Origin of the sequence: Rhodococcus sp. Q, assembly GCF_005503035.1 — a bacterium.
Taxonomy (GTDB): Bacteria; Actinomycetota; Actinomycetes; order Mycobacteriales; family Mycobacteriaceae; genus Rhodococcus_G.
Genome location: NZ_SCOY01000006.1, coordinates 88,972 through 103,399, shown reverse-complemented (window position 1 = coordinate 103,399; position 14,428 = coordinate 88,972). Strand labels below are relative to the sequence as shown.

General features: G+C 67.7%; 10 protein-coding genes. 3 read left to right on the top strand and 7 right to left on the bottom strand.

Features of this window, described 5'->3' with window-relative positions; all coding sequences use genetic code 11:
- Positions 1-6: 6 nt before the first annotated feature.
- A complete protein-coding gene (locus tag FFS72_RS08930; RefSeq protein ID WP_137873603.1) occupies positions 7-1,926 on the bottom strand; it encodes an acyl-CoA dehydrogenase family protein in 1,920 nt (639 codons plus the stop codon).
- Between the two features lie 695 nt (positions 1,927-2,621).
- Positions 2,622-3,137 carry a hypothetical protein gene (locus FFS72_RS08925; protein WP_137873602.1) on the bottom strand — a complete coding sequence of 172 codons (516 nt, stop codon included), beginning with the start codon at positions 3,135-3,137 and terminating at the stop codon, positions 2,622-2,624.
- A 542-nt stretch (positions 3,138-3,679) separates the two neighbouring features.
- On the opposite strand from FFS72_RS08925, the gene FFS72_RS08920 reads away from it, so the two are divergent.
- Positions 3,680-4,624: a ScbA/BarX family gamma-butyrolactone biosynthesis protein gene (locus FFS72_RS08920; RefSeq protein WP_137873601.1), complete on the top strand. Its 945-nt coding sequence runs from the start codon at positions 3,680-3,682 to the stop codon at positions 4,622-4,624.
- Here the strand turns inward: FFS72_RS08920 and FFS72_RS08915 are convergent.
- A complete protein-coding gene (locus tag FFS72_RS08915; RefSeq protein ID WP_137873600.1) occupies positions 4,594-5,235 on the bottom strand; it encodes a ScbR family autoregulator-binding transcription factor in 642 nt (213 codons plus the stop codon). The two genes, FFS72_RS08920 and FFS72_RS08915, sit on opposite strands and share 31 nt — an antisense overlap.
- Positions 5,236-5,318: 83 nt before the next feature.
- Between FFS72_RS08915 and FFS72_RS08910 the strand changes: the two genes are divergently transcribed.
- Positions 5,319-6,281, top strand: a complete 963-nt coding sequence (locus FFS72_RS08910) for an NAD-dependent epimerase/dehydratase family protein (protein WP_137873599.1) — start codon at positions 5,319-5,321, stop codon at positions 6,279-6,281.
- Between the two features lie 183 nt (positions 6,282-6,464).
- Here the strand turns inward: FFS72_RS08910 and FFS72_RS08900 are convergent, their stop codons facing one another.
- The 3 genes from FFS72_RS08900 to FFS72_RS08890 are packed head-to-tail and all read right to left on the bottom strand — an operon-like array spanning position 6,465 to position 8,827.
- Entirely contained in the window at positions 6,465-7,559 is a 1,095-nt protein-coding gene (locus FFS72_RS08900; protein ID WP_137873598.1) for a sulfate/molybdate ABC transporter ATP-binding protein, read from the bottom strand.
- Between the two features lie 22 nt (positions 7,560-7,581).
- Positions 7,582-8,394 (bottom strand): ABC transporter permease, encoded by an 813-nt coding sequence (locus tag FFS72_RS08895; RefSeq protein WP_502704091.1) that lies wholly within the window; start codon positions 8,392-8,394, stop codon positions 7,582-7,584.
- Between the two features lie 28 nt (positions 8,395-8,422).
- The gene (locus FFS72_RS08890; protein WP_137873597.1) at positions 8,423-8,827 is read right to left on the bottom strand and encodes a TOBE domain-containing protein; all 405 of its coding nucleotides are present in this window, start codon (positions 8,825-8,827) and stop codon (positions 8,423-8,425) included.
- 334 nt (positions 8,828-9,161) lie between these two features.
- Between FFS72_RS08890 and modA the strand changes: the two genes are divergently transcribed.
- Positions 9,162-9,965 carry a molybdate ABC transporter substrate-binding protein gene (modA, locus tag FFS72_RS08885; RefSeq protein ID WP_137873596.1) on the top strand — a complete coding sequence of 268 codons (804 nt, stop codon included), beginning with the start codon at positions 9,162-9,164 and terminating at the stop codon, positions 9,963-9,965.
- A 70-nt stretch (positions 9,966-10,035) separates the two neighbouring features.
- Here modA and FFS72_RS08880 read toward each other — a convergent pair whose 3' ends face one another.
- Positions 10,036-14,244, bottom strand: a complete 4,209-nt coding sequence (locus FFS72_RS08880) for a bifunctional nitrate reductase/sulfite reductase flavoprotein subunit alpha (RefSeq protein ID WP_249353201.1) — start codon at positions 14,242-14,244, stop codon at positions 10,036-10,038.
- Between the last annotated feature and the right edge of the window lie 184 nt (positions 14,245-14,428).

Here is a 14,428-nt window from a genome sequence, read left to right as displayed (position 1 = left end):
CTCCGACTACGGTCGGAGCATCGCGGCGCCGCGCACCGCTGCGGGGATCCCGAATCCTTCGACGAGGGTGAGCGCGTGCGGACGCAGTGACCGACAGCGTTCGTTGACGCCGCGGGTGACGGCCTTCGCCCGTTCCACCGACAGGTGCCGGTGCTCGATGAACCACGCCTTGTCGTCCTCGATCACCGACAGCGCGTACAGGTCGCACAGGTCGCCGAGCAGTTCGGCGGCGGCCTCGTCGACGCACGAGTCGATACCGGCGACGAACGCCTCCAGCACCACCCGGTCGATGTGAGCCTGCGCCGCGCGCAGCACGTGATCCTGCACGAAGTTGAACGCGTCGAACGGGTCGTCCTCTCGCTTGCTCGCACCCTGCAGTCTCCGCGCCGCCGTCGACAGCAGGTACTCCTCGCGGTCGGAGAACATCGTCAGCTGGGTGCCGCGGTTGAACAGGCTGCCGTCCTCCTCGTTGTCCTGCCGGGTGTCGAGGATGGTCTGGATGATCTGCTGCGCGGCGGTGCGCTTCTTGACCACGTCGGAGACAGTCGTGGCGGCGAACCGCATCCACTCGACGGGGCTCATCCCGCGCACCTCCTCGGCGTACGAGGTGAGCAGCTCCTTCGCGACGAGCTGCGTGAGGACGTGGTTGTCGCCCTCGAACGTGGTGAACACGTCGGTGTCGGCCTTGAGGGCGACGAGACGGTTCTCCGTCAGATAGCCCGCGCCGCCGCAGGCCTCGCGGCACTCCTGGATGGCGCGTGTCGCGTGCCAGGTGTTCGCGGCCTTCAGTCCGGCTGCCCGCGCTTCCAGTTCCCGCTGCTCCTGCGGATCGACCTCCTCCGCCGTCTGGATCTCGTGCAGCCGGGTGACGAGCTCGTTCTGTGCGAAGTGCAGTGCGTAGGACCGGGCGATCAGCGGCAGCAGTCGACGTTGATGCACGAGATAGTCCAGGATCAGCACTTCGTCCTCGGATTCGGGACGGTCGAACTGCCGCCGCTGCAGGGCATATCGGGTCGCGATGTCCAACGCCAGCCGGGCGCCCGCGCCTGCCGCGCCCCCGACCGTGACCCGGCCGCGGACGAGGGTGCCGACCATCGTGAAGAACCGGCGGGTGGGGCTGTCGATCGGGGACGAGTAGGTGCCGTCGGCCGCGACGTCCGCGTAGCGGTTGAGCAGGTTCTCGCGGGGAATTCGCACGTGGTCGAAGACGATCCGGCCGTTGTCGACGCCGGGCAGCCCACCCTTGAATCCGCAGTCGGAGGTGACGACGCCGGGCAGGTCGGCGCCGTCGTCGTCGCGGATCGGAACGAGGAAGCAGTGCACTCCCTTCGACTCCGGATCCTCGCCGGGGCCCGCGGTGATCAGCTGCGCGAACACCGCTGCCATGCGGGCGTGCTGCGCGGCGCCGCCGATGTAGTCCTTGCGTGCCGACGGCGTCGGTGAGTGGACCACGAATTCGCCGGCGTACGCGTCGTAGGTGGCGGTGGTCTCGAGGGACTGGACATCGCTGCCGTGACCGGTCTCCGTCATCGCGAAACACCCGAGGAGGTCGAGGTCGATGGTCGGACGGACATACCGTTCGTGATGGGTTGCGGTTCCGAGATTTTCGATCGCGCCGCCGAAGAGACCCCACTGCACGCCCGACTTGACCATCAACGACAGGTCCGACATCGCGACCATCTCGATGGCGGTCACGGCGGCGCCCACGTTCCCGGTTCCGCCGTGGTCGGATGCGAAACCGTCCGCTGCGTAACCCGACTCGGCGAGGAGGTGCATCTGGCTCAGGGTCTTCGCGCGGGCCTCGGCGAGATCGGGGGTGAAATGGGGCGTGAACTCCGGCCGGGAGAGGTCGCTGCGCACCTTCTCACGCACGTCGTTCCAGCGTCCGTCGAGTGTGGTCCGGAGATGGTCTGCCGTGGTAGCCATGCCCCCAACCTAGCCCGGAAGGGTGGTGCCGGCGATCAGCCGTGAGACCCTGCGCCGGATCCTGATTGGTCGCGCGGGTTAGTGGGCGCGCTTCCCGGAGCCATGATCGGCCGATGTAGCGCAGACGGCGCCTGTAGTTTCGGTCGGGTGCCTTCCACTCCGCAACCGGAGGAGCCGGGCCCGGTAGTGCGAGGACAGTACCGGGCCCGGCTGGGTCATGTCAGCTCATGCCGACCATGAGGGTCGCCATGATCGGGATCATGGCGATGTTCACCGCCCAGTCGACGGACCCGTCCATGAAGTTTCCGAGCATCGTGTCTGCCTCCTTTCAGGAGAGTGCTTGTAGGAAGCTGCCCGTCGCGCCGACCGTCGGCGCGACGGAGCCACCGACGAACTGGACCAGGAATGCTTTGAGGAACTCGATGTCCATGTGGTCTTCCCCTTTCCGTCAGACGTCGATGCCGATGAAGAGCTTCGCCGGGATTTGAACGGCGACGAGGTACACCATGTCGAACGCCAGCGGAACGGCGTCAGCGAGTGATCCCAATGGGATTGTCCTTTCTAGATTTTCGGGCTGCTCATTCGGTGGGGAAGGTGGAACCGGCCGCTGAGCCGGTGGCGATACCGGCCATCAACTTGTAGTAGACCGAGAACGCGTCGAGGAATTCGACAGACAAGGTTTCCTCCTTTCTTGGTCAGGAGACGAGGATGTTGAGGCCGGTGGCCCGTGTCCCGAGGGCGCCGCCGACGCGATGGTTGTTGAACGCGGTGCCGTCGATGACGTTGTTGTGGGTGATGTGAACAACAGTCGTGTAGGGCGAGGGGAGTGAACCGACGTTGAGCTCCACTCGACCGCCCCCGGTAATGGTCGAAACCATGCTGAACGAACCGGTGAAGCAGAACTGCCCGGCGCTGTTGGTTGCGATCGGGGTGTAGGTGGCGACCGTGCCGCCGGATGAGTTCTTCAGTGTTCCGCCGACGGTGGCTCCGGACACCACCGTGGCGGTGTCGGGGATCCCGGAGTTGGGTGCGGGGTGGTTGTCGGCGACGGTGGTCGCGCCTGCCTGGGCGTACACGGTGCCGCACATCGTGTAGCTGGGGGAGCTGCTCGGGTCCGGGTCGGGGATGACTGCGTTGGCGATGCCTGCTCCCATCAGCGCGAGAGCGCCGACGGAGGCGGTGAGTCCGGTGATGGTCTTCGAGATGCCCATGGTTTGCCTTTCGTGAGGCGAATATGAGGTTCGATCCGATGTGCGGCCCGCGGTCTGTCGACTGCGGTTGCACGCCCAGTTCGCGACAGCGATGAATGCCGTCGCGCCCCCTTCTTCAACCCAGGGACGATCCCCTGGTGCTACGTCGTCCCGCTTCCGGTCGTGGATCTGCGAGCTGCCGGGCGCCCGGAGATCGAGGGGGTGCAACCAAGTCCGTTGAGCCTCAAGCAAACGTGACTGTTGGTGCGGTCTCGGTCTCCGAGGTGGACGCTAACCCGGACGGTCAATCGACGGCGGCATTTTGAAGAAAATAACCGGTTCTCCGGTATTTTTAGATACCCCGGGGTGTTCAGGCCTCAACGACGTAGGAAGCCCTCAGGTGGCGATGGTCTCTGTCAGCGACCGGTGGGCCGATTCCACTTCGACGATCCTTGGAACAGCCGTTCCCCGGCCTAGGGCACCCCGCACCGACAGGGAAGGATGTCCGATTTGTCATCACAAAAGCCGGACGGTTGGGATGTTTGAGCACTAGCCTCCCTGAGATGTTGCAGGCGTTGAGCTACCAAGCGACGGTGCCCCGGCAGTTCGTCCACCGGCAGTCGGTATCGGAGGTGTTCCTCACCGACAGTGTTCCGACTTCGGGGTCGGGCCGGTTTCTGCTCGGTGCTCAGTGGCCGCGCCTGCACGCGTTCTACCGCACCGGGACCCAGCGGTACGACACCATGATCCTCGCTGAAACTGCCAGGCAGTGCGCCATTTACCTCGCCCACCGCTACTACAGGGTGCCGCTGGATCGGAAGTTCACGATGCAGTCCATGACGGTGAACGCGGACCTCGCGTCGCTGACAATCGGACCGGCCGCAGCCGAGGTTGTCCTGCGTGCACACGTGACCGAACATCACCGGCGGAACGGACGCCTGACCGCCTTCACGGTGGACATCGAATTCCTCCTCGGCGCAGCCCCGGTGGGTACCGCACGCGCAACCGCGAACGTCCTCACCAGCGGCGAGTACGAAACCGCGCGATGGCCCGGTGACCGAGCGAAATCCGTAGGGGGCATTCCACGCCCGGAACCGGTACCCACACCCGCGGTCGGCGCCCCGGACGACAGTTCGGTCACCCTCGGCCGACATCCCGGCGGACAAGGTGCTGGTCGATGGCAACTGCGAGTGGACACCAGCCACCCCGTGCTGTTCGACCACCCCTGTGACCACGTACCCGGTGCGTTTGTACTCGAAGCCGCCCGTCAGGTGGCCCGGCTGCGGCTGGGATGGCCCTGCGGCGATGTCGAGTCCATCTCGATACGGTTCCGCCGTTTCCTCGAACTGGACGAACCCACCACGGTGACTGCTGCCCTCGACTGTGAGATCGGGGGCGTCACCGTCACCTTCGATCAATGGGGAATCGAGAAGTCGTCCGGCACGATCAGGCTCGCCCCGCCACGAGAGGCGGCGGATCAGATCGAGGTGGAGGTCCAGCGGGCATGACGATAGGCGTCGAACCTGCGGCGTCGGCGCGGCGCCATGATCGAGGGGACGAAGATGTCGAGCATCTGGTCGATCCTGACGTCCAAGTCCCGGCGCTGGGTGAGGACGTTCGACACCAGCTGCACGCCGGTGAACGCCGACACGAAGTACCGCGCCAGATGCGCTGCATCCACGGTGTCGGAAAGATCGCCCTCATCCGCTGCGTCGTGGAAGAGTCGGTCGAGTCCGGCGATCCAGTCGACGTAGGGCGTCGCCGGCCCCTCCGCCGCGCTGAGTTCCAGGGTCAGCCGGATACCGGCCCGCACAACCGGATCCTCGACGATCTGCCGGCCCATCTCGTGCGTCAGCATGACCAGCTGCTCGAGCGCAGGAGTGCCGGTCGCGCGGATCCGGGACACGGTCGCCATCGAGATCGCATGCTGCTCGTCGATGACCACTGTTCCCAGGTCGTCCTTCGACTTGAAATGAAAGTACAACGCCCCCTTCGTCACGCCGGAGCCGTCGACGATGTCGGACAACGTCGTACGCTCATACCCGGTGACGTCGAAGCACTCCGCCGCCGCCCGAACAATCTGCTGACGGGTCACGACCGCTCGTTCCTGCCTGGCCACGCGCACAATCTCCTCTCCCTCTGCTCCAACCGACTTCTCCCACGGCCTCAACCCCCGCAGAACACTCCCCTACCGGAGGACCTGTGACAGCGGCAGGGTCACCGGGACATGGAGGCGCCCAGCACCCGCGAATCGCCGTAATCGGGGCAACCGGTTTCATCGGCTCCGCCACCCTACGTGCCCTCACCACACAGGGTGCGACTGTCACCGCGATCGCACGGCGACCAGCACCGCAACCTCGCCCTGCCGGATCGTGGATCTCCGCCGATGTCACCGATGTCCATGCCCTCACGGCCGCACTCGAGAACATCGACGTCGTCATTCACGCAGGAAGCTACACCGGATCCGACCCAAGACTCTGCGACGCCGTCAACCGGCGGGGAACCGAAAACGTACTACTCGCGGCCGACAGATCCGGCGTCGAGTCCGTCGTCACGGTCAGCACGATTGGTGTGTACGGTCCCGGCCCCTTCACCGGCCTGGTCGAGGACACCTACGACGAGAACCCCGTGACTGCAGTCAGCGCCAGCCGAGCCGCAGCAGACCACAACGTCCGCGCCCACGGGGGCACAGTCGTTCGACCAGGATTCGTCCACGGCCCCGGTGACCGCTGGTTCGTGCCAGGGCTGTGGCACATCGTCAACCAACTCGGCAGTTGGATCGATCACGGCGCGGCGATGCTCTCCACCATCGACGTCCGCATCCTCGCCAATCAACTCGCAGCCCTGGCGCTGAACTCGACGGACGGCGACCGCGGAATGCTCTTTCACGCGTCCGAACCAGACCCACCCTCGGTACGAACGATCGCCACTGCTACCTCCGATCGAGATCGGCCCCTCCCCCCGACAAATCTCACCTATCGCGCCGCGTTGCGCCACGCACCACATTGCGGTCTGGCGCCACGACAAATCGACCTCTGCGGACGCAACCACACCCTCGACGGAACACGACTGCGTTCACGGCTCACTGACCGATTCAGAATGAATTCGGCGTGGGAGACGGCGTACCGAGCGAGTTCTGGGCACAGTCCCGACGGAGCCTGCTGATCTTCAGCTTCTCCCCGGGCCAGCGCGCCCGCAGCGTCTCGAGCAGGCCGAGGATCTCGCGGGAGCGTCTACGAGGACGGATGCGGTAATACATTCTGCCGCTCGACAAGTCGAGTGCCGCGAGTAGGCCGTCGTTAGGGTTGTGGGTTGCGCGCAGCCGATGTGAATGTGTCATCTGCCTGGTCACACCCGCGTCGTCAGTGCGGGATGCAACGACACCTCCTGCGCCTTGACCACGAAGAACACCCGCTTTCCCGGGGTCAGGTCGAGTTCGGCGACCGAGGCAGGTGTGACGTCCGCCGCCAGGCCGGTGCTGCCGTCCGGGTTCTCCTCGGCGCGGACGCGTATCGCGCCCCCGTGCATCTCGAGTTCGTCGATGGTGACGGCGAAGCAGTTGCGTGGACTGCCGTGCGGGGGTTCGATGTGGACGGCCACCGCGGCGGGCCGGAACAGCGCGACCGCCTGCGGTCCCGACCCGGCGTCGTCCGCCCCGGAGACACCGGAAACGATATCGCCCCAAGGCGTTTCGATGGTGTCGGCACCGACCTGCGTACCGGTGAGAAGGTTGACGCCCGCGATCCGCGCGGCGAAGGCGCTGCGCGGCGTCGAGAGGACGTCACGCACCGTGCCGGACTCGACGATGCGTCCCGACTCGACGACGGCCACCCGGTCGGCGAGGGCGAGGGCGTCGAGCAGGTCGTGCGTGACGATCACGGCGGTTCGTCCCTGCTCCCGCAGAATGCGGCGAAGCAATCTGCGCAATGCGGGCGCGACCGCGACGTCGAGAGCGGCCATCGGCTCATCGAGCAGCAGCAGTCGCGGCTCCGCCGCAAGCGCCCGGGCGATCGCGATCCGCTGGGCCTGGCCGCCGGACAACTGCGCCGGGCGCCTGCCCGCGAGGTCCGCGGCATCGACCTCGCCCAGCCAGTGCGCGGCGATCGACGCGGCCGCGGCGCGGGACACCCCACGGCTGCGCGGGGCGAATGCGACGTTCGCGGCGGCGGTCATGTGCGGGAACAGGAGCGGTTGCTGCGACAACAGCGCGACGCCCCGGTCGTGGGGCGGCACGAGCACCCCCGCCGCGGTGTCGGTGAGCGTCCTCTCGCCGAGGGTCACCGTCCCCTCGTCGGGGCGCAGCAGTCCGGCGATCACACCGAGCAGCGTCGACTTGCCCGCACCGTTCGGACCGAGGACGGCCAGGACCTCGCCGTCACCGAGCGTGACGTCGAATGCGGCGCCGCGGTGGGCGAGTCGGGCCCGGACGCGCAGGTTGCTCACAGCATCACCGACGTTCGCTCGCTCACAGCACCGCCGCCGACCGTCGGTGGGTCAGGAGCACGATGCCTGCCGCGACGACGATCAGCAGCAGGGACAGGGCCACTGCGGCGTGCGGATCGGTTTCGCGCTGCAGGTAGATCTCCAGGGGCAGGGTGCGGGTGACACCCTGCAACGATCCGGCGAAGGTGATGGTCGCGCCGAACTCGCCGAGAGCGCGGGCGAACGCGAGGACGGCACCCGATGCCAGGCCCGGCAGGACCAGGGGCAGCGTCACGCGGCGCAGCACCGTCGTCGGACGGGCGCCGAGCGTCGCGGCGACCTCCTCGTAGCGGCGGCCCGCCACGTGGAGTGAGCCTTCGAGGCTGACCACGAGAAACGGCAGCGACACGAACGTCTGCGCCAGCACGACCGCGGTGGTCGAGAATGCGATCCGAATGCCGAACGCCTCCAACGGCTCGCCGAGCAGGCCGTTGCGTCCGAACGTGTACAGCAGCGCGATGCCGCCCACGACGGGAGGCATCACCAGCGGAAGCAGGACGAGCGAACGCAGCGCCGATCGGCCGCGAAACCGTCCGCGCGCCAACACCAACGCCAGTGGGATGCCGAGGAGGATGCACGCGACGGTGCTCGCCGTCGCCGTCTTCAGGCTGAGCAGCAGTGCGGTGCGCGCGGACTCGGAGGTGATGAGGGAAATGAAGTTGCCCCAGTCGATCTCGAGGAGAACCGCGACCAAGGGGAGAATAAGGAAGGCGGCACCGACCGCGGCGGGCGCGTACGTCCAGCCGGGCAGGCCGACGCGCACCTGCCCGTCCGGATCGCGCGACGCCCGGATCACGGCGCCGGGGTTCCCGACCGCGGCGTCGTCACGACGTCCCCTCCGGGGTCTCGACGATGACGGTGGTGGCCTTCACCATCGCGACGGCCACCGAACCGGGTTCGAGTCCGAGTTCCCGTACCGACTCGCTGCTCATCAGGGATACGACGGTGAACGGACCGCACTGCATCTGCACCTCGGCCATCACGGTGTCGGTGGTGACCTTGGTGACCAGACCGACGAACCGGTTGCGTGCCGACGTGCCGGAGCCGAGGGGATTCGGCGGGGGAGTCGCGTGCTCGACGGCGAACTCCGCGAGCACCTTCCCGTCGACGACCTTGCGTCCCGCCGCGTCCTTCTCGGCGGGCAGCGCTCCGCTGTCGATCCAGCGACGCACGGTGTCGTCGCTGACCCCGAGCAGGCCGGCGGCATCCTTGATGCGCAGCGACGGCATGGTGTGCTCCTCCACATGGTGCGACGGATCTCCGTGAGTCCGGTTATGCGGACGCATTCTGGAGATTCTGCCGCATCCACGGATCAGGCGTAGCGGGACCTCCGTGGATCGGGGTGGTTGCGCCGACCATGGCCGGAATCGACGTTCCGCTCCGGGCGACCGCACGCCGAGAATGCATACTCGGAGAGATTCGGTTCATTGTCACGCAACTGCGAAGTAATTGAACCAATTCGTCCGCGTGTGAGAATCGACCAGAACTCGACGTGGTGTGGTTCTCGATCCTGTCATCGGAGCCCAGCCGCCCACACGTCCGCGACAACTCAGGAGAACATCGATGAAGAGGCTCTTCGGCACCACCCTGCTGGCCCTGGCCGCGACAACCGTCCTCGTGGCCGGATGCTCGTCGAACTCCGACACGGACACGACGACCACGACCACCGGATCGGCGTCCTCCGACCAGATCACCGGCGACCTCACGGTGTTCGCGGCGGCGTCGCTCAAGGCCACGTTCACGAAACTGGGCGAGCAGTTCGAAGCGGACCATCCGGGGACCGATGTCGCGTTCAACTTCGCCGGCTCATCGGATCTGGTCGCCCAGTTGACGCAGGGCGCACCCGCCGACGTCTTCGCCTCCGCGGACGCCGCGAACATGACCAAGGCCGTCGACGCCGGCCTCGTCGACGGAAGCCCCACCAACTTCGCCACCAACACCCTCGCCATCGTGACGCCGCCCGGGAACCCGAAGAGCATCGCCTCGTTCGCCGATCTCGCGGCTCCCGGTAACCAGGTGGTCGTGTGTGCACCGCAGGTGCCGTGCGGCGCGGCGACCAAGAAGGTCGAGGATGCCACCGGGGTCGACATCGCGCCGGTCAGTGAGGAGTCGTCGGTCACCGACGTTCTGGGCAAGGTCACCACCGGGCAGGCCGACGCTGGACTGGTCTACGTGACCGATGCCGCCGGTGCCGGCGACGCCGTGGTCACCGTCGACTTCCCCGAGTCGGCCACGGTCGTCAACACGTACCCGATCGCGTCCCTGAAGAGCGCGCAGAACCCGGCCGCAGCACAGGCTTTCGTCGAACTGGTCACCGGTCCCGTCGGGCAGCAGGTCCTCGCCGATGCCGGCTTCGCCGCACCCTGACCCGCTCGACGGGGAACCGCACGACCCGAGGGGTCCGCATCGCGCGGGCCCCTCGAAGCGTGTCCGTCCCTCAGTAGACGTCGCGGACGTAGCGCTTCTCGGCCGCGAGTGCCTTCACGTACGCCTCCGCGCTGCGCGGCGCGAGCTTGCCGTGTTGCGCGACGATCCCGCAGAGCGCGTGGTCGACGTCCTTGGCCATCCGGTTCGCGTCACCGCACACGTAGAAGTGGGCACCGTCCTGCAGCCACCTCCACAGCTGGTCTCCGCGTTCGCGCATGCGGTCCTGGACGTAGACCTTCTCGGTCTGGTCGCGGGAGAACGCGAGGTCGAGTTCGGTGAGGAGGCCGTCCCGGCGGAGTTCCTCGATCTCCTCCCGGTAGTAGAAGTCCGTGGCGGCGTGCTGCTCGCCGAAGAAGAGCCAGTTCGGTCCCGTGTGGCCGAGGGCTCGCCGTTCGTGCAGGAACGCACGGAACGGTGCGATGCCGGTGCCGGGCCCGACCATGATCATCGGCGCGTCCGGCTCGGCCGGGGGCCGGAAGTGCCGCGACTTCTGCACGAAGATGCCGATCTCGTCGTCGGCGGCATGGTCGGCCAGATAGGTCGAGCAGACTCCGCGGCGGGGGACGCCGTGGACGTTGTACCGAACCGCGGAGACCGTCAGCTGCACCTCGTTCGGATTCTCCTTCGGGCTCGACGAAATCGAGTACAGGCGCGGCTGAAGGGGTTTGAGCACCGACAGCCACTCGTCGATCGAGGCACGGAACGGCGAGCGGCTGAACAGGTCGAGGGACTGCCTGCCCCATGACCAGTCGTCGAGCAGTTCCTTGTTCTCCGGCTTCATCATCATCGCGAGCTCGGCGTCGTGGGTGCGCTCGTGCGTGAAACGGAGCAGGTCGCCGGTGATGCGGGTGATCTCCAGGTGCTCGACGAGTGCCCGGCGCAGTGTCATCGCGCCGTGCTCGGCGATGTCGACCGTCGCGTCGCCGTCGAGTCCGGTTGTGGCGAGCCACTCCTCGACGAACGGGACGCTGTTGCGCGGCCACACCCCGAGCGCGTCACCGGCCTCGTACTCGAGAGTGCCCTCGGGAAGATGGAAACCGAACTGCCGCACGTCCTTCGCCGACCCCGGCATCGACAGGGTGACGTTGCGCCTCAGCGCGGTCACCAGCGGACTCCTCCTGCTGTACTGCGCCCCTTCGGCGGGTGATTCGACGGCGGTGGAGGAGGCCGTCGTCGCGGGCGACGTCACCGTCGGGGCGCTCGCGCCGACGGCCGCGGGAGCAGTGCGCAGTGCATCGGTGACCGCGGTGAGCCACGCGCCCGCGGCGTCCTCGAAGTCGGGTTCGCAATCGACGCGGTCGAGGATGCGGACGCCGCCGAGTTCGGCGAGGCGGGCGTCGAGGGTGCGTCCGTGGCCGCAGAAGTCGTCGTAGTTGGAGTCGCCGAACGCGAGGACGGCGTAGCGGGTGTCGGGCAGACGCGGGGCGCTGTCGGCGGACAGGGCGTCCCACAGACCGGACCCGTTGTCCGGCGCGTCGCCGTCGCCGTAGGTGCTGGTGATCACCAGCAACTCCCGCGTCCCCGCGAGATCGGCGGCCGCGAAGCTGTCCATGTCGTGCAGTGCGGCGGGTAGCCCCGACTGGGCGAGGGCGGCCATGCAGGTGGCGGCGAACTCTTCGGCGGTCCCTGTTTGCGATGCCCACAGGACGACGATCGGCGCGCGCTCGGGCTCCTCGCCCCCGGTGGAATCCGGGGATGGCGCGGCGCCGGGAACGGCGCTTCGGGAGAACAGTCCGGCCAGGACACCGTCGATCCAGGCTCGGGTGGCCACGTCGAACGGGGCGGCGGCGGGAAGCGCAGGCACGCCGGGAGTGCCGTGACCCTCGTCGGTCCGCAGCCCCGCGATCAGCCCGGCGAGGTAGGTGCGCCCGGTTGCGTCGAGTGCGGGCGCCGGCTGCGCGGCAACACCGAGAAGGTCGGCGAGAGTGTCGATCCGGGACATGGTGTGCACCTCCGTCGGTGTCCGGCCGGGTGGGAGCGCCGAGGGCGGCGTGTGCGCCGGCGCCACCGCGGCGGGTGCCTCCGGCGCGCCGACGGCAGCGACCTTCGTCAGCGTGACCGCGCACGCCTTGAACTCCGGCTGCTGGGACACGGGGTCGATCGCATCGTTGGTGACGGCGTTGATTGCCAGGTACTCGCCGAACACGTCGTTCCAGTGGAACGGTGCGAAGCAGTTCCCCGGCCGCACCCGATCGGTGACGACGGCGGGGAGCACCGCGCGACCGCGGCGCGACGCCACCTCGACGCGATCCTTGTCGACGACGCCGAGTCGTGCGGCGTCGTCCGGGTGTAGTTCGACGAAGGGCCCGGGGTTCAGCTTGTTCAGCTTCGCGACCTTGCCGGTCTTGGTCATCGTGTGCCACTGGTGCGCCAGCCGTCCCGTGTTCAGCAGGAACGGGAAGTCGTCGTCGGGCATCTCGGCGGGCAGCATGTGCGGGCGGGCGAAGAACGCGGCCCGTCCGGTCGCGGTCGGGAACGCCAGGCGGGGCGTGGTGCCGTCGTCGCGGACGAGGAGATGTTGGCTCACACCGTCGTTGAGGTAGCGGATCGGGTGGCGGTCGGTCGTGACGTCGGGCGGGCACGGCCACTGCATCGGCGTCTGCCGCAGCCGCTCGTACGTGACGCCGCGCAGGTCGTATCCCGTTCGCGGATTGGCGAACTGCCTGATCTCCTCGAACACCTCCTCGGCCGACGCGTACGTGAAGGCGTCGGCATAGCCCATCTCGCAGGCGATCCGGGCGATGATCTGCCAGTCCGGGACGGACTGCCCGACCGGGTCGAGGGCCGGCCGCGAGAGCGTGAGGTTGCGTTCGGAGTTGATCATCACCCCGTCCGACTCGGTCCACAGCGCAGCGGGCAACAGGATGTCTGCGTACGCGTTGGTCTCGGTGTCGAGGTAGGCATCCTGGGCGATCACCAGGTCGGCCTTCTCCAGGCCCGCGAGCACGGTCCTGCGGTTGGCCACGCTCGCAACGGGATTGGTGCAGATGATCCAGCAGGCCTTGATCTCGCCGTCGGCCATGCGGGAGAACATGTCGATCGTTCCGCTGCCGACCTCCGTGGGCAGCGACCCCCGCGGGATGCCCCATCGGTCCTCGACGAAGTCGCGGTCGGCGGCGGACGTCACCGCACGCTGGCCGGGCAGACCCGGGCCCATGTAGCCCATCTCGCGACCGCCCATCGCGTTCGGCTGGCCGGTGAGCGAGAACGGACCGCTGCCGGGCTTGCAGATCGCGCCCGTCGCCAGGTGCAGGTTGCAGATCGCGTTGGTGTTCCACGTGCCGTGGGTGCTCTGGTTGAGTCCCATCGTCCAGCAACTGGTCCAGTTGGCTGCCTCGCCGATCCACTGCGCCGCGGTGCGGATGTCGGCCTCGGGAATTCCCGTGACCTCGCTGACCCGGTCAGGGGTGTACTCGGACAGGAAGGCGGGCATCTCGTCCCAGCCCTCGGTGAACTCGGCGATGAACTCGGGGTCGGTGTGTCCGTTCTCGGTGATCAGGTGCAGCAGCCCGTTGAGGAGGGCGAGGTCCGTGCCGGGCGCGATCTGCAGGAACAGGTCGGCCTTCTCCGCGGTCGCGGTCCGCCGGGGGTCGACGACGATGAGTCTCGCGCCCGCCTTGACCCGGTCCATCATCCGCAGGAAGAGGATGGGATGGCAGTCGGCCATGTTGGCGCCGATCACGAAGAAGACGTCCGCGTGGTCGAAGTCCTGATACGAGCCCGGTGGGCCGTCCGCGCCGAGCGACTGCTTGTAGCCGGTGCCCGCGCTCGCCATGCACAGCCGCGAGTTCGATTCGATCTGGTTGGTGCCGATGAAGCCCTTGGCCAGCTTGTTGGACAGGTACTGGGCTTCCAGCGACATCTGTCCCGAGACGTAGAGGGCGACCGCGTCCGGCCCGTGCTCGTCGACGATCGCGCGCAGTCGGGCGGCCGTTCGGGAGATGGCGGTGTCCGCCGATGCGGCCTGCGCAGGAGCCCCTCGTCGCGGTCGCAGGTAGGCCGATTCCATGCGGCCGGGTGCGGCCAGCAGATCGGCGGTCGTCGCCCCCTTCGTGCACAGGCGACCGAAGTTCGTCGGATGGTCCGTGTGTCCCGACGCTTTCGCCGCTCGTCTTCGGCCGGTCTCCGGATCCGTGGTGATGTCCAGGACGAGACCGCACCCGACGCCGCAGTAGGCGCAGAGTGTCTCGACCCTGTCATCGCTCCCGGTTTTCCCCACGCGTCCTCCGCCCATGACTCCTGGCCGACTGTTGTTGTGGTCGCCCGCCGGCTTCGGTCCGACACGATCGATCGTCGACGACCGATGTTTCGCGGTCCGTTCTCCGATGTTGCGGGTGTGTGACGGATGCCCACCCACTGTTTCCGTTTGCCCCGAGGCCCGGATCCGATCGGCCGGGCAGTGG